The organism is Streptomyces sp. NPDC041135 (genome assembly GCF_055592085.1).
Genome location: NZ_JBVIYZ010000020.1, coordinates 54008 through 68659 on the forward strand (window position 1 = coordinate 54008; position 14652 = coordinate 68659).

Sequence of the window (14652 nt, forward strand, 5' to 3'; positions counted from 1 at the left end):
CCGAAGGAGCCCCCCTTGCAAGCCTGGTTCAAGCGCACCAGCGGTGTGCCCGGTGACAGACGTGGAAAGTGGCTGGTCCTGGCCGCCTGGCTCATCATCGCGATGGCGCTGGGCCCCTTGGCGGGCAAGCTCGCCGACGTCCAGGACTCCAGTGCCAACGCCTTCCTTCCGCGCAGCTCGGAATCCGCGAAGCTGAACAAGGAACTGGAGAAGTTCCGCGCCGACGAGCTGATGCCCGCCGTGGTGGTCTACAGCGCCGACGGCTCGCTGCCCGCCGAGGGGCGGGCCAAGGCCGAGAAGGACATAGCCGCTTTCCAGGAACTGGCAGCCGAGGGCGAGAAGGTCGAGGCGCCCCTGGAGTCGAAGGACGGCCAGGCGCTCATGGTCGTCGTTCCGCTGATCAGCGACGCCGACATCGTCGCCACGACGAAGAAGGTCCGCGACATCGCCGACGCCAACGCCCCGCCGGGCGTCGCCGTCGAGGTGGGCGGGCCCGCCGGTTCGACGACCGACGCCGCCGGCGCCTTCGAGTCCCTCGACTCCATGCTGATGATGGTCACCGGTCTCGTGGTCGCGGTCCTGCTGCTGATCACCTACCGCTCCCCCATCCTGTGGCTGCTGCCCCTGCTCTCCGTCGGCTTCGCCTCCGTGCTGACCCAGGTCGGCACCTACATGCTCGCCAAGTACGCCGGGCTGCCGGTCGACCCGCAGAGCTCCGGCGTCCTGATGGTCCTCGTGTTCGGCGTCGGCACCGACTACGCCCTGCTGCTCATCGCCCGCTACCGCGAGGAACTGCGCCGCGAGCAGGACCGGCACATCGCCATGAAGACCGCGCTGCGACGGTCGGGTCCGGCCATCCTGGCCTCGGCCGGCACCATCGCCATCGGCCTCGTCTGCCTGGTCCTCGCGGACGTCAACTCCTCCCGGTCCATGGGCCTGGTCGGCGCGATCGGCGTGGTCTGCGCCTTCCTCGCCATGGTCACGATCCTGCCCGCGCTGCTGGTCATCCTGGGCCGCTGGGTGTTCTGGCCCTTCGTGCCCCGCTGGACGGCTGAGGCCGCCGCCGCGCCCGAGGCCCCCGCGTCCCACAGCCGCTGGGAGCGCATCGGTTCCGTCACGGCCGCCCGGCCACGCCGCGCCTGGGTGCTGTCGCTGGCCGCGACGGGGCTTCTCGCCCTCAGCTCCCTCGGCCTCGACATGGGACTCACCCAGAGCGAACTGCTCCAGACGAAGCCCGAGTCCGTCGTCGCCCAGGAGCGGATCTCCGCGCACTACCCGTCCGGCTCCTCCGACCCCGCCACCGTCGTCACGCCCACCGCGGACGCGGCCGAGGTGCGGCGGGCCGCCGAGGGGACCGAGGGCGTGGTGTCCGTCGAGGACGGCCCCACCACTCCCGACGGAGAGCTCACCCTGCTGTCCGTGGTGCTCAAGGACGTGCCCGACAGCGCCGGGGCCAAGGACACCGTCGACGCCCTGCGCGACAACACCGACGCCCTCGTGGGCGGAACGACCGCCCAGAGCCTGGACACCCAGCGCGCCTCGGTCCGCGACCTGTGGGTCACCGTCCCCGCGGTCCTGCTCGTGGTCCTGCTCGTCCTGATCTGGCTCCTGCGGTCGGTCGCCGGGCCGCTGATCATGCTCGGCACCGTGGTCGTGTCGTTCTTCGCGGCCCTGGGCGCGTCCAACCTGCTCTTCGAGCACGTGATGGGGCACGCCGGCGTCGACTGGTCGGTGCCGCTCCTCGGGTTCGTGTACCTGGTCGCCCTCGGAATCGACTACAACATCTTCCTCATGCACCGCGTGAAGGAGGAAGTCGCCCTGCACGGCCACGCCAAGGGCGTGCTCACCGGCCTGACCACCACCGGCGGCGTCATCACCAGCGCCGGTGTGGTCCTGGCCGCGACGTTCGCCGTCATCGCCTCGCTGCCGCTGGTCCCGATGGCGCAGATGGGCGTCGTGGTCGGCCTGGGCATCCTGCTGGACACCTTCCTCGTCCGGACGATCCTCCTGCCGGCCCTGGCGCTCGACCTGGGGCCCCGGTTCTGGTGGCCGGGCGCGCTGTCGAAGGCGGCCGGGGGCCCGACTCCCGTCCGTGAGGACCGCACGTCCCAGCCCGTGGGCTGAGACCGGCCCGGGAAGACCCGTACGGCGGGCGGCCGGTTCCCCCGGGCCGCCCGCCGTACGACTGCGCAATCCAGAAGATGGGACGCCCGCGACTTGGCGTCACGATGGTGGCCCACCGGCCGAAGGCCGATTCCCCGGAAGGACACGCCGTGTTGGGCGATGAGGACGGCAAGGCCGCCGAACTGTGGTCGATGGCGAACCTGGGTACCCCGATGGCCGTGCGCGTCGCCGCGACACTGCGCATCGCCGACCACATCACGGCCGGAGCGCACACCGCCCGCGAACTCGCCGAGGCGGCCGCCGTGCACGAGGACTCCCTCGACCGGCTGCTGCGCTACCTCGCCGTCCGGGGCCTGCTGGATCGCGACGAGCTCGGCCGGTACACCCTGACCCCCCTGGGCCGGCCGCTGTGCGAGGACCACCCGGCGGGCGTCCGGGCCTGGTTCGACATGGAGGGGGCGGGACGCGGAGAGCTGTCGTTCGTCGACCTGCTGCACAGCGTACGGACCGGGAAGGCCGCCTTCCCGCTGCGCTACGGCCGTTCCTTCTGGGAAGATCTGGCGGACGACCCCCGGCGCGCGGAATCGTTCAACCGGCTGCTCGGCCAGGACGTCGCCACCCGCGCTCCGGCCGTCGTGGCCGGTTTCGACTGGGCGTCCACCGGCCATGTGATCGACCTCGGAGGCGGCGACGGCTCCCTGCTGACCGCGCTGCTGACCGCCTACCCGTCGCTGCGCGGCACGGTCCTGGACCTGCCCGACGCGGTGCAGCGCGCCAAGGAGTCCTTCGCGGCGTCCGGACTGGACGACCGGGCGAACGCGGTCACGGGCAGCTTCTTCGACCCTCTCCCCGCCGGCGCGGGCGCCTACGTGCTCTCCCTGGTCCTGCACGACTGGGACGACGAGGCGTCCGTCGCGATCCTGCGGCGCTGCGCCGAGGCGGCGGGCCGGACGGGATCGGTGTTCGTGATCGAGTCGACCGGTTCGGCGGGCGACGCCCCGCACACCGGCATGGACCTGCGCATGCTGTGCGTCTACGGAGCCAAGGAACGCGGCGTCGAGGCGTTCACGGAGCTGGCGGGCCGGGCCGGGCTCCGGGTCGTCGCCGTCCACCCCGCGGGTTCCTCCGCGATCATCCAGATGTCCGTGGTCTGACGCACGCCGCCCCGGCCGAACGCGGCGCGGGGTACGGCAGACAAGGAGAGAGCGTATGGCCGGCACGGTCATGTCGCCGGTCGAGGCGCTCGACGCGCTGGGCACGGTGCGGGGCCGCCAGGACCCCTACCCCCTCTACGAGGCGATCCGCGCGCACGGGCAGGCGGTCCCCACGAAACCCGGCCGCTTCGTGGTGGTCGGCCACGACGCGTGCGACCGGGCGCTGCGGGAGCCGGCCCTGCGCGTCCAGGACGGCAGGAGCTACGACGTCGTCTTCCCGTCGTGGCGGTCGCACTCCTCGGTCCGGGGGTTCACGAGCTCCATGCTCTACAGCAACCCGCCCGACCACGGCCGGTTGCGCCAGGTGGTGAGCTTCGCGTTCACCCCGCCCAAGGTGCGCCGGATGCAGGGGGTGATCGAGGAGATGACCGACCGGCTCCTCGACCGGATGGCGCGGCTCGGCTCCGACGGCTCCCCGGTCGACCTCATCGCCGAGTTCGCCGCCCGGCTGCCCGTCGCGGTGATCAGCGAGATGATCGGCTTCCCGGAGAAGGACCAGGTGTGGTTCCGCGACATGGCCTCCCGGGTCGCCGTGGCGACGGACGGCTTCACCGACCCCGGCGCGCTCGCGGGGGCCGACGCCGCCATGGACGAGATGAGCGCCTACTTCGACGACCTCCTGGACCACCGCCGCCGCGTCCCCGCCGACGACCTGGTCACCCTGCTCGCCGAGGCCCACGACGGCTCCCCCCGGCGCCTGGACCACGACGAGCTGATGGGCACCATGATGGTGCTGCTCACGGCCGGGTTCGAGACCACGAGCTTCCTGATCGGCCACGGGGTGATGCTCGCCCTCGAACACCGGGCGTACGCGGCTCGGCTGCGGGCCGAACCGGACTTCGCCGACGGCTACGTCGAGGAGATCCTCCGGTTCGAGCCGCCGGTCCACGTCACCAGCCGGTGGGCTGCCGAGGACCTCGATCTGCTGGGCCTGCCCGTCCCTGCGGGCTCCAAGCTGGTCCTCATCCTGGCCGCCGCGAACCGGGATCCCGACCGCCACCGCGATCCCGGCCGCTTCGACCCCGACCGCTACGCGCCCCGCCGGGACGGCTCCGAGGCCGCCAGGCCGCTGAGCTTCGGCGCGGGCGGCCACTTCTGCCTGGGCGCTCCGCTGGCCCGCCTGGAGGCGCGGATCGCGCTGCCGCGGCTGCTGCGCCGGTTCCCGGAACTGACCGTCTCCCAGCCGCCCGTCTACCGCGACCGCTGGGTCGTCCGCGGCCTCGACACCTTCCCCGTGACCCTGAGCCCCGAGTCCTGAACCCCGGCTCCCGAGCACCCCGCCGGCCGGAACACGGCGACCGTCCCGGCCGGTGGTGCGCCCCTCTCAGACGTACAGGGTGTTGGGCCCCTGCCCGCACAGCACCCGGCCGTACAGCTCCAGGTTGGTGCTCGGGTTCATGAGCGCGTGCAGCGTGATGCTCTGGGCGTCGCGCTGCACGCGCTGGATCGGGACGTCGTTGTAGATCGAGGAACCGCCGCTCGCCTGCGCGAGGATGTCCACCGACTCCTTGCCCAGGCGGCAGGCCCGCCCCAGCAGGCCGCGGCACAGCACCCGCTCCTCCAGCGTCCAGGCCTCGCCCGAGGCCCCCTTGGAGTCGACCAGGTCGGCCAGCCGGTGGGCGTGGAACCGCGCCTCGTCGGCCAGCAGGCTCGCCTCGCCCAACTGGAGGTGGGTGATCGGCGCCGCGCCCTGCTCCTCGTACTCGGTGTAGGTGATCTTCCGGCCCGGCAGCCGGCCGCGGAAGACGTCCTGGGCCGCCGCGGCCAGTCCGGTCATGGTGCCGACCGACGAGGCCGAGGCCACGGCCAGCATCGGCGCGCGGAACATCGGCGAGGCGGCGTTGAGTTCGGAGGCGTACTGCTGCTGGAGCACCGCGCCCAGCGGAAGGACCCGATCCTGGGGGACGAAGACGTCCGAGGCGATGGTGGTGACGCTTCCGGACCCCCGAAGACCCGAGGTGTACCAGTCGTCGACGATCTGCAGCTGGTCCGTCGGCACCAGAGCCATCACGGGCTGCATGGCGCCGTCGGGGGTGGGCGAGACGGCGATCAGGACCTGCCAGTGGCTGTGCCAGGCGCCGCTGATGAAGCCCCACTTGCCGTTCACCACGACGCCGCCGTCGACCGGGGCCGCCATCCCGCCGGGGCTGAGGGTGCCGGAGACCCGGACGTCCGGCCGGGAGAACACCTCGTCCTGCACGTGGTCCGGGAAGAGGCCCGCCATCCAGGTGGGGATCCACCACACCGACGCCGTCCACGCGGCCGATCCGTCGCCGCGAGCCAGTTCGGCGGCCACGTCCACCAGGGTGCGGGCGTCGGACTCGTAGCCGCCGTAGCGGGCCGGCACGCGCATGCGGAAGATCCCGGCCGCGGCCATCGCCTCGACCGACTCCTCGTGCAACCGCCGGTTCTCCTCGGTCCATGCCGCGTGGGACTGGAGCAGCGGCCTCAACTTCGAGGCACGTTCAACCAGTTCGGTGCGGGCGGGCGTAGGCGTCTGGTCCACTCGGTCCTCCAGGAATCATGAGGCGCCCTGTCCGCGCTGTGCGGAAGCAGGCGTCTGCGCGCATCGGTCAGGACGGCGTCGCCCTGCTCCCGCATGGTTCACCGAGTCGTACGGGCGTCGCATCTCCTTGATTGCCGGTCGCCTCCGCCGATGCCGACCGGGCCTGGGCGAGAGCGCATCCCACGAGAAGGCCGCGACCGGCCCGAGGATCGAGAATGTGCTTCTCGGCCGGAGCCACGGCCGGCGCCGGCGCCCGTCGCCGACAATGCCGGGCCGGTGCCCGGACCCGTCAGGGAGGCAGCCCATGAGCGACAGCGACCGCCCGTCCCGGGTGTCGACCGCAGTGGCACCCGCCACCGCGAGGCCGTCGGCCGACACGGTCCTCGCCACTGCGGCGGCCTCGCCCGCCGCGTACAGCGCGGCCACCGCGCAGGAAGCGGCGACCGCGCTGGTCCGCATGCTGATGGAACAGATGGTGCTCGGTCCGGGCGCCGTGGAGCCGGAGACCCGCGCGGACGATCCGGGGTCGGGGCCGCACGGCCCCGACGGCTGCCCGCCGCCGCGGACCGGACAGGACCTGCCGGGCGAACCGCCGTCGGCGAGGGCGCCGAGCTTCGACAACGGGAAGGGAAGGCGACGATGAGGCCGCTCGTGCGGGCAGTGCTGCGGGGATCCCTGCGGCAGGTGAGGTACGTGGACGTGGTCGCCCCCCGCCAGGCCCGCGGCCTGGTGGCCCGGGTGTACCGGGAGACGGAGGAGCAGTTCGGCGTGCTCGCGCCGCCCCTGGCCCTCCACTCGCCCGCCGCGGCGTCGCTGGCCGCGGCGTGGCTGATGCTGCGGGAGACCCTGCTGGTCGACGGGCGGGTGAGCCGGGCGGTGAAGGAGACGGTCGCCACCGAGGTCTCCCGCGCCAACGACTGCCCGTACTGTGTCCAGGTGCACCAGGCGGTTCTCGGAACCCTGCCCCCGGACGGGGTCGGCGCCGGGCTCCTGCGGTGGGTCCGGGAGGCGGGACGGCAGCCGGGGGACGGGGTGGCGGACGGCGGGGAGCCGTTTCCGCTCAGCGGTGAACAGGCGCCGGAACTGTGCGGCGTCGTAGTCACGTTCCACTACATCAACCGCATGGTGTCGTTCTTCCTGGCCGACTCCCCCATGCCGGCCCGGACGCCGACGCCGCTGCGCGGCCCCATCATGCGGACCACCGCCCTGGCCATGCGTCCGGTCGCACCGGGTCCGCTGGCGCCGGGCGACTCGCTCGACCTGCTGCCCCCGGCGCCCCTGCCGCCGGGGCTGGAGTGGGCCGAGGGCAGCCCCTTCGTGGCCCAGGCCCTGGGACGTGCCGTCACCGCCGTGGACCAGGGGGCGCACTGGGTGCCCGAGCCGGTCCGGGAGCGGCTGCGCACGCGTCTGGACGCGTGGGACGGATCGGCGCCGGGTCTCGGCCGGGGGTGGCTGGACGAGGCCGTAGCCGGCCTGCCGGCCCAGGACGTGCCCGCGGCACGGCTGGCGCTGCTGACGGCCTTCGCCCCCTACCAGGTGCTCCCGCAGGACGTCGAGGCGTTCAGGCGGCGATGGTCCACCGACCGCGAACTCGTCGAGCTCACGTCCTACGCCGCGTTGACCACCGCCGTGCGCGTAGGCAGCCGGCTCGCCGTGTCCGGTGCCGCCGGGCGGGGGTGAACGGCCTCGCAGCGGGTGGCGGTCTCAGGGGCGCAGGCGTACGCCGGTGAGGCGCTCGGACTCCTCCCACAGGCGGCGCCGGGCCTGGGGGTCGAGGGCCGTTCTGCCGGGGCGTACGAGCCCGGGCGCGCCCCGGGTCTCGGTCACGCCGAGGGGCCCGTAGAACTCGCCTCCGCGCGCGTCGGGATCGGTCGCGGCCCGCAGAGCGGGCAGCATTCCCGCCGCGGCCGGCTGGAGGAACAGGGGGGCGAGCGGGGAGCCGAACCTGCGCACGGGTGCGGGAAAGCCCCGGCCCAGGCCGGTCGCGGCCAGCCCGGGATGGGCGGCGAGCGAGGCCAGTTCCGCGCCCGACTCCGCCAGCCTGTGGTGGAGTTCGAGCGCGAACATGAGGTTGGCCAGCTTGGACTGGTTGTAGGCCCGGTACCGGCTGTAGCGGCGTTCGCCGTGCAGGTCGCGGAAGTCGATGCGCCCCAGCCGGTGCAGGTAGCTGCTGATCGTCACGACCCGCGCGCCGGGTGCGGCCCGCAGGGAGTCCAGGAGCAGACCGGTGAGGGCGAAGTGCCCCAGGTGGTTCGTGGCGAACTGGAGTTCGTGTCCGTCCGGGGTGCGGGCCCGGTCGGTCCACATCACGCCCGCGTTGTTGACCAGCAGGTCGATGCGGGGGAAGCGGTCGCGCAGTTCCTCGGCGCCGGCACGCACCGACGCGAGACTGGAGAGGTCCAGCCGGCGGACCGTCAGCTCGACCGACGGCGCCTGGGCCCGGATGCGGGCCGCCGCGGCGATCCCGCGGTCGGGATCGCGTACGGCCAGCACCACGTGGGCGCCGTGCCGGGCGAGTTCCTGGGCCAGGTGCAGTCCGATGCCGGAGCTCGCACCGGTGACCACCGCGGTGGTGCCGGTGCGGTCCGGGACATCGGCGGTGCTCCACCGTCGCCGCGTGCTCATCCGTCGTCCCTCTCCGGGGAGGCGTCAGCCGGCCTGGGCCATCGCGGCGCGGTAGCCGTCGGCGACGATCTGCCGGGCGGAGTGCTCGTAGTACTCGCCGTCCTTCGGCAGCTCGGTGGCAAGGCAGCTCACGTAGCGGTTGAACATGCAGAAGGCGGCGGCGATCAGGACGGTGTCGTGCAGAGCGGTGTCGTCCGCCCCTTCGGCCCGCGCCGAGGCGATCGCCTCGGCGGAGACCGGGCGCGCCGCGTCCTGGACCTCGGCGGCGACGGCCAGCAGCGCGCGCATCCGCCCGTCGACGGGCGCGGTCGCGGGATCGGCCAGGACGGCCTCGACCAGCTTCCGGCCCCCGCTCAGCTGCGCGGCGGCGAAGGCCCCGTGGGAGGCGGAGCAGAACTCGGTGGCGTTGAGGTGCGAGACGTACGCCGCGATGAGCTCGCGCTCCCCCGGTTCGAGCGAGGACGGCGCCCGCAGCAGGGCGTTCGCGAGATCGCCCAGCGGAGCGGCGGTGTCGGGGCGGTGAGCCATCAGGCCGCTGATACCGGGGAGGTCGTTGTCGAGTGCGATATGGGGCACGGATCTTCCTTCCGGGAGGGCGAGGGGCGGACGGCGGGGGATCAGGGCCATTCGACCTCGTCGTCGGCGCGGATGCTGGCGAAGGGCCATTCCACGTCTTCTCCCGCCGTTGCGGCGTGGGCGGAGGTCGTGGCGAGGAGGGTGACGAGTCCGAACGTGCCGATGAGGAGGGACAGTCGGGCAACGTGAAGTGCGGTACCCATGCGAGCTCCTAGCGAGGGCGGCGTGACCGCGGGACGGTGAGACCTCGTGATGCCAGGAAGCTAGTGAATCGGACTCGCAGTGGCAACGATATGCCAGACTTTGGCAACTTGCCTGGGTATCAGTCGGACTGTCGGCCGCTCGTGAAGACGGAGCGGCGGGATCCCGCGACCGCGTCGCTGAGCAGCAGCGTCTGTTCCCCCAGGGTCGGGGCGGCCAGCATGTCGCGCACCGGAAGCGTGACGCCCAGCTCACGGTCGATCCTGCGGACCAGCCGGGTGATCAGCAGGGAGTCCCCGCCGTGCGCGAAGAAGTCGGCGCCCTCCGAGGGGTTCGGGAAGCCGAGCAGATCACCCCAGCCCCGCGCCAGCACCCGGCGGATGTCGCGCGTGGTGACGGTCGGCCGACGGGAGCCGCGGCGGGCCGAGCGCAGCCGCGATGCGTGCACCAGCGCCACCTGGTCGCCGAGGTTGCGCCGCGACAGTTCGCGCAGCGACACCGCGACGCCGAACCTCTCGGTGATCCTGCGGACCAGCCGGGTGATCAGCAGCGTGTCCCCGCCGCGTGCGAAGAAGTCCGAATGCTCGGTGAGATCGGAGCGGCCGAGGAGCTCGCTCCACACGCCGATCATGAACTCCCGTACGTCGCCGAGCCGGTACTCGTCGCCTTCGCGGCCCTTCGACGCGCCGGACCCCGCGGAACGGTTCCGGCCGGAGACGGCAGAGCGGTCACTGGCCATTGTCGCCACCTCCATGGACATGTGTCGGCTGCATCGACTCCCTGTCACGGTACGGGAGCACATGCTCTGTGGCAATATTTTTCCAAGCTGTGGGCAAGTCTACTTGCCATTCAGGCCCAGGAGTTGGGCGAGATGTGTAGGTCTTCGAGGTCGACAGGTTTGCCAAGCCGCGCGCGACCGGCATAGTCTCTGGCACAACTGGAAGGAACAGCGTGGCAGGCCACGGGGACCGGGCCGAGCCAGAAACCTTCGTCCTCCATCCATTCGTTGGGGCGTGCACGTGTTGGAGCAGCCATCTTTCGGCCGTCGTCTGAGGCAGCTGAGGACCGAGCGGGGCCTGTCCCAGGCCGCGCTCGCGGGGGACGGCATGTCCACGGGCTATCTCTCGCGCCTGGAGTCGGGTGCACGGCAGCCCACGGACCGCGCCGTCGCCCACCTGGCCGGACAACTCGGCATCAGCCCCTCGGAGTTCGAGGGATCCCGGGCCACATCGCTCGCCCAGATCCTCTCCCTGGCCACCTCCCTGGAGTCCGACGAGACCAGTGAGCTGCTCGCCGAGGCGGTGCGTTCCGCATACGGTCAGGACCCGATGCTCCGCTGGCAGGCCCTGTGGCTGCTGGGGCAGTGGAAGCGTCGGCACGGCGACTCGGCCGGCGAGCGCGGCTACCTCGAGCGGCTGGTGACGCTGAGTGAGGAGATCGGTCTGGCCGAGTTGCGCGCGCGGGCCCTGACCCAGTTCGCCCGGTCCCTGCGCGTGCTGGGCGAGATCGTCCCGGCGGTGGAGGCGGCCGGCACCGCCCACCGGCTCGCGGTCGACCACGCGCTGTCCGGTCAGGACAGGGCCGCGGCCCTGCTGGTCCTGGTGTCGGTGGAGGCCGAGGCGGGACGGATGCCCGACGCCCGGCGCCACGCCGACGAGCTGATCGCTCTGGTGAGGGGGCGGTCCGACACCCTGTGGGCCGAGGCGTTGTGGACGGCGGGCGCGCTGAAGGTGCGGCAGGGCGAGTTCGCCGCGGCGCAGGTCCTCTTCCAGGAGGCGCTGGACGGATTCGACAGCCGGGAGAACCTGACGATCTGGCTGCGGCTGCGCATCGCGATGGCCGAACTCCACCTCCAGAAGCTTCCCCCCGAACCCGACGCCGCGCAGCGCTGCATCGAGGCGGCGGAGGCGGCTCTCCCCTTCGCCCGCACACCCGCCCTGGAACAGTCCCTCGCCGCGCTGCGGGCGCGCCTCGCCTTCCACGAGGGCAGGTTCGCCGATGCCCGCGCGCTGCTGGAGAGGCTCGGTCGGACCGAGCTCCGGCTGCCCTATCAGAGCCGGATCCGCCTGGAGGTCCTCAGCCATCAGCTGCGCATCCTGAGCGGGGAGGAGGACGAGGGCCTGGCCGGCCTCCAGCTCCTGGCCGAGCAGGCGCAGGAGAACTCCAACATCAACCTCGCCGCGGAGATCTGGCGGCTCGCGGCGGAATGTCTCATGCGGGCACGCGGGAAGGTCGGGGGAGGCGCCGGCGGCTGAGGCCGCTTCGGACCGCGAGGTCCGTCGCCCCGCCGTGCCCGCCGCCGTCGGCGCGAGGCGCCGCCGCGTGCGGTCCCCCCGTACCGCCGCGGCCGTTCGCCCCCGGTTCTGCGTCTGCTGACGCATGTGTACCTCCTGCATCGGTCACTTTGTTGCCGAAATTATCGAACGCGCTGGCAATTACTTGCCTTTGGTGAAGGGGCGTGCTGATATGCAAGCCGAGTAGCCCTCCTCCGACCTCGGGCGGCCATGATGGGGAACATCGAGTTGATCGGCGAAAATGCTTGCCAGTGCTGGTGTGTTGTTGCAGCAATGAACGTTGAGAGCTTTGGCAAGTTATTGCCAAAAACTGGTACATGCCTGTCCGTGCCGGACACCCACCGACGCCCGGGGGGCGATGCTCCGGCGCGGATCCGGTCCCACGTCGCACGGCCGGCGGGCCGCGCCGTGCGGAACGAGGCGCCGGTGTGCGTCCGCTGACCGGTACAGCGGCTCCGGCCGTAGCAGGTTTCCACCGAGAAGAAGGCCGAGGCCCCGCCGTGAACCACGAGATGTCCCAGCGTGCCCTGTTGGAGGCGGCGGCCGAGGGACTGCGGCGGCTGGCCGGCGACGCGCGGTGCAGGACCGCTTTCGCCGCCCCCTCCTCGGCACTGCGGGACATGCTCTCCCCCGCCGCCCGCCGCTACGTGCTCGCCTCGGACCGCGCGGGCTTCCTCGAACAGGCCGCCCGGCTGCGCTCCCGGGGCTACCGCGTGAGCGCGGAGTTCGCCGGCCCCGATCAGGGGGCCACCGACGCCGTCCGTGCGGAGCACGTGGTCGAGGAGCATCTGCGGCTGCTCGACCACGAACCGGCCCCGGACCGGATCGGTCTGGACCTGTCCCGGATCGGCCTCGCCCACTCGGCGGAGGCCGCCCTGCGCAACGTCGGCCGGCTGGCGGCCGCCGCGGCGCTCCACGGCAGCGAGGTCGTGCTGCTCGTGGAGGGTTCCGAGGACATCGACACCGTCCTGGCCGTCCACGACGCACTGGCCACCCGCTACGACAACCTCGGAATCACCCTTCAGGCGCACCTGCACCGCACCGGGGACGACGCCATGGCCGTAGCGGGGCCGGGCCGCACCATCCGGCTGGTCATGGGCTCCTCGCCCGAACCACCGGATGTGGCCCTGGCCCGGGGCCCGGCCCTCGACGACCGGTACCTCGATCTCGCGGAGCTCCTCCTGGACCGGGGCGTCGAGCTGAGCCTGGCCACGCAGGACGCCGAGGTCCTGGCCGCGGCGCAGGAGCGCGGGCTGCTGGAACACGTCCAGGACATCGAGATGCTCTACGGTGTCCGGCCCGAACTGCTGCGCCGCCACCGGGTGGCGGGCCGCACCTGCCGCATCCACGCGACCTACGGGGTGAACTGGTGGCTTCCCCTGCTGCGGAGACTGGCCGACAACCCCCCGATGGTGCTCAACGCCCTGGCCGACATCGGCCGGGACCGGGAACCCGCCGAAGCCGCCGCCCACCAGGCGTACTGACCGGCCGTGGGGAGACGGGCGGGAGCCCCCGGCGCCCGGCCCCGGGGCGCCGGTCAGCTCCCGGTCGCCGCGAACTGTCCGGGCTTGCGCCCCTCGCCCGCCGGCCCCCGGTAGGCCTGGGCGATGTCCAGCCACCGCTCCGCCTCCTGGCCCGACGCGGTCAGGGCCAGGTCGTCGCGGTGGCGGCGGCGGGTGACCAGCAGGCAGAAGTCGTGCGCGGGACCGCTGATCGTGTCGGTGGCGTCCTCGGGGCCGACCGTCCAGACCTCGCCCGAGGGGGCGGTCAGCTCGAAGCGGAACGGCTCGGCCGGCGGGGTCAGACCGTGCGACTCGTAGCCGAAGTCGCGTGTCAGCCAGGCGAAGTCCACGATGTTGCGGAGCCGCTCCGTGGGCGTGCGCCGGACCCCCAGGGCATCGGCGATGTCCTGGCCGTGGGCGAACACCTCCATGATCCCGGCGCAGCCCAGGACGACCGGCGGCAGCGGGTTGACCAGCCACGGGACGATCTGGCCGGCCGGCACCGCGGCGAGTGCCTCGACCGAGGCCCGGCCCATGGCCCGGAAGCGGGTGAGCAGCTCCTGCGGCGGGAAGTCCTTGAACTGCTTCAGGGCCGCGTTCACCGCTCCGTCGAAGTTCCCGGCCGCGGCGGCGGTGACGGCCTTGAACTCCGCCGGCGCGGCCGCCGCGGTCCTGGCCAGGTTGAAGACGAAGGTGAGATGCGCGATCTGGTCGGTGACGGTCCAGCCGGGAGCCGGCGTCGGGGTGGACCAGGCGTCCTCGTCGATCTTCTCGACCAGCTGCGCCAGCTCCTCGATGTCGGTGGCCAGGTGGTTGAGGACGTCGTCGAGCGTGTTCATCTCGTACTCCTTCACAGGGTGTGTTCCAGGACGGGGACGGGGTTGCCCACCGGGTGGGCCGGGTGGCCGTCGGGACGGGGTCGCCGCGGGGCGCCGGCGGTCGACGACAAGGCGGCGCAGGAGCGGGCCGGGCGCAGCGAGCTCCACGTGGTCCGAACGGGAGGCTCTGGGGCGTGTTTCGAAAGGAGCGCCGTCCGCCCGGACGCCGCCGAGCAGGCGGGACTTTCGAAACCCGCCCTAGGCGGCGCGGCCCACGGAGGAGCCGGCCCGGTCGGAATAGGGTGCGAGCGCCTCGGCCAGGGCCTCGGGTATCAGGGTCGGCACGGTCGCCGTGTTGGGGCCGCGCATGCAGGCGATGCGCTGCCGCCCCCGCGCCACCAGGGTCTCGCCGCCGTCGCCGCCCAGCTTGATGTAGTCGAAGGTGAACTCCAGCTGGGTCTGCCGCAGCTCCGAGAGCCTCATGCGGATCGACAGCTCGTCGAAGGCGGTGATCTCGGCGAAGAACTCGCAGTCCACCTTGAGCGTGAAGAGCTTGAGGTCCTCCTGGACCTCGGCGAGCACCGAAGGGGCCCTCTCCTTGAGGAAGAGCTCGCGGCAACGTCCCTGCCAACGAAGGTAGTTGACGTAGTAGACGTTGCCGACGAGGTTCGTCTCCTCGAAGCCGACGGTGTGACGGAGCTCGAAGTAGTCGGGGATCGTCGCGGTCATCGGTCTGTGCCCTTCGTCGTCGGGGCCGGTCATCGCACCGAGTTGCGTGATGCAACCCACTGG

Annotated in this window: 14 protein-coding genes; 7 read left to right on the forward strand and 7 right to left on the reverse strand. The window is 72.4% G+C overall.

The features are described 5' to 3' along the window. Positions 1 to 15: 15 nt before the first annotated feature. The 3 genes from ACZ6CZ_RS30395 to ACZ6CZ_RS30405 all read left to right on the forward strand — a co-directional run bounded on the left by ACZ6CZ_RS30395 (position 16) and on the right by ACZ6CZ_RS30405 (position 4596). Positions 16 to 2124 carry an MMPL family transporter gene (locus ACZ6CZ_RS30395; protein WP_073771971.1) on the forward strand — a complete coding sequence of 703 codons (2109 nt, stop codon included), beginning with the start codon at positions 16 to 18 and terminating at the stop codon, positions 2122 to 2124. A gap of 149 nt (positions 2125 to 2273) precedes the next feature. After that, entirely contained in the window at positions 2274 to 3278 is a 1005-nt protein-coding gene (locus ACZ6CZ_RS30400) for a methyltransferase (RefSeq protein ID WP_398391139.1), read from the forward strand. A 55-nt stretch (positions 3279 to 3333) separates the two neighbouring features. After that, positions 3334 to 4596 carry a cytochrome P450 gene (locus tag ACZ6CZ_RS30405; RefSeq protein WP_468858570.1) on the forward strand — a complete coding sequence of 421 codons (1263 nt, stop codon included), beginning with the start codon at positions 3334 to 3336 and terminating at the stop codon, positions 4594 to 4596. Positions 4597 to 4662: 66 nt separating this feature from the next. On the opposite strand, the gene ACZ6CZ_RS30410 is transcribed toward ACZ6CZ_RS30405, so the two are convergent. After that, the gene (locus tag ACZ6CZ_RS30410; RefSeq protein WP_073771972.1) at positions 4663 to 5844 is read right to left on the reverse strand and encodes an acyl-CoA dehydrogenase family protein; all 1182 of its coding nucleotides are present in this window, start codon (positions 5842 to 5844) and stop codon (positions 4663 to 4665) included. Between the two features lie 304 nt (positions 5845 to 6148). Between ACZ6CZ_RS30410 and ACZ6CZ_RS30415 the strand changes: the two genes are divergently transcribed. Together ACZ6CZ_RS30415 and ACZ6CZ_RS30420 are read left to right on the forward strand one after the other, a co-directional pair. Next, positions 6149 to 6487: a hypothetical protein gene (locus ACZ6CZ_RS30415; RefSeq protein WP_073771973.1), complete on the forward strand. Its 339-nt coding sequence runs from the start codon at positions 6149 to 6151 to the stop codon at positions 6485 to 6487. A 50-nt stretch (positions 6488 to 6537) separates the two neighbouring features. Continuing rightward, complete coding sequence (locus ACZ6CZ_RS30420) at positions 6538 to 7524, forward strand: carboxymuconolactone decarboxylase family protein (RefSeq protein WP_381115561.1); 987 nt, start codon at positions 6538 to 6540, stop codon at positions 7522 to 7524. A 24-nt stretch (positions 7525 to 7548) separates the two neighbouring features. On the opposite strand, the gene ACZ6CZ_RS30425 is transcribed toward ACZ6CZ_RS30420, so the two are convergent. The 4 genes from ACZ6CZ_RS30425 to ACZ6CZ_RS30440 form a co-directional block, all read right to left on the reverse strand. After that, positions 7549 to 8469 (reverse strand): oxidoreductase, encoded by a 921-nt coding sequence (locus ACZ6CZ_RS30425; protein WP_398391144.1) that lies wholly within the window; start codon positions 8467 to 8469, stop codon positions 7549 to 7551. Between the two features lie 24 nt (positions 8470 to 8493). Next, positions 8494 to 9045, reverse strand: coding sequence for a carboxymuconolactone decarboxylase family protein (locus ACZ6CZ_RS30430; RefSeq protein ID WP_073771976.1), 552 nt, complete (start codon positions 9043 to 9045; stop codon positions 8494 to 8496). 41 nt (positions 9046 to 9086) lie between these two features. After that, complete coding sequence (locus ACZ6CZ_RS30435) at positions 9087 to 9248, reverse strand: hypothetical protein (protein WP_158072180.1); 162 nt, start codon at positions 9246 to 9248, stop codon at positions 9087 to 9089. Between the two features lie 119 nt (positions 9249 to 9367). Further along, positions 9368 to 9985, reverse strand: a complete 618-nt coding sequence (locus ACZ6CZ_RS30440; protein WP_073771977.1) for an acyl carrier protein — start codon at positions 9983 to 9985, stop codon at positions 9368 to 9370. A 280-nt stretch (positions 9986 to 10265) separates the two neighbouring features. Here ACZ6CZ_RS30440 and ACZ6CZ_RS30445 point away from each other — a divergent pair, with 280 nt between their 5' ends. Further along, complete coding sequence (locus tag ACZ6CZ_RS30445; RefSeq protein WP_073771997.1) at positions 10266 to 11501, forward strand: helix-turn-helix domain-containing protein; 1236 nt, start codon at positions 10266 to 10268, stop codon at positions 11499 to 11501. Positions 11502 to 12040: 539 nt separating this feature from the next. Continuing rightward, positions 12041 to 13024: a hypothetical protein gene (locus ACZ6CZ_RS30450; protein WP_468858587.1), complete on the forward strand. Its 984-nt coding sequence runs from the start codon at positions 12041 to 12043 to the stop codon at positions 13022 to 13024. Positions 13025 to 13077: 53 nt separating this feature from the next. Here ACZ6CZ_RS30450 and ACZ6CZ_RS30455 read toward each other — a convergent pair whose 3' ends face one another. Further along, a complete protein-coding gene (locus ACZ6CZ_RS30455; RefSeq protein ID WP_073771998.1) occupies positions 13078 to 13881 on the reverse strand; it encodes a TIGR03084 family metal-binding protein in 804 nt (267 codons plus the stop codon). A gap of 237 nt (positions 13882 to 14118) precedes the next feature. Next, positions 14119 to 14589, reverse strand: a complete 471-nt coding sequence (locus ACZ6CZ_RS30460; protein ID WP_073771979.1) for an acyl-CoA thioesterase — start codon at positions 14587 to 14589, stop codon at positions 14119 to 14121. Between the last annotated feature and the right edge of the window lie 63 nt (positions 14590 to 14652).

Excerpts from the sequence above, each read along its gene's own strand:
- ACZ6CZ_RS30405 (WP_468858570.1), top strand. The coding sequence starts at position 3,334 with ATGGCCGGCACGGTCATGTCGCCGGTCGAGGCGCTCGACGCGCTGGGC.
- ACZ6CZ_RS30415 (WP_073771973.1), top strand. The coding sequence starts at position 6,149 with ATGAGCGACAGCGACCGCCCGTCCCGGGTGTCGACCGCAGTGGCACCC.
- ACZ6CZ_RS30425 (WP_398391144.1), bottom strand. The coding sequence starts at position 8,469 with ATGAGCACGCGGCGACGGTGGAGCACCGCCGATGTCCCGGACCGCACC.
- ACZ6CZ_RS30435 (WP_158072180.1), bottom strand. The coding sequence starts at position 9,248 with ATGGGTACCGCACTTCACGTTGCCCGACTGTCCCTCCTCATCGGCACG.
- ACZ6CZ_RS30440 (WP_073771977.1), bottom strand. The coding sequence starts at position 9,985 with ATGGCCAGTGACCGCTCTGCCGTCTCCGGCCGGAACCGTTCCGCGGGG.
- ACZ6CZ_RS30455 (WP_073771998.1), bottom strand. The coding sequence starts at position 13,881 with ATGAACACGCTCGACGACGTCCTCAACCACCTGGCCACCGACATCGAG.
- ACZ6CZ_RS30460 (WP_073771979.1), bottom strand. The coding sequence starts at position 14,589 with ATGACCGCGACGATCCCCGACTACTTCGAGCTCCGTCACACCGTCGGC.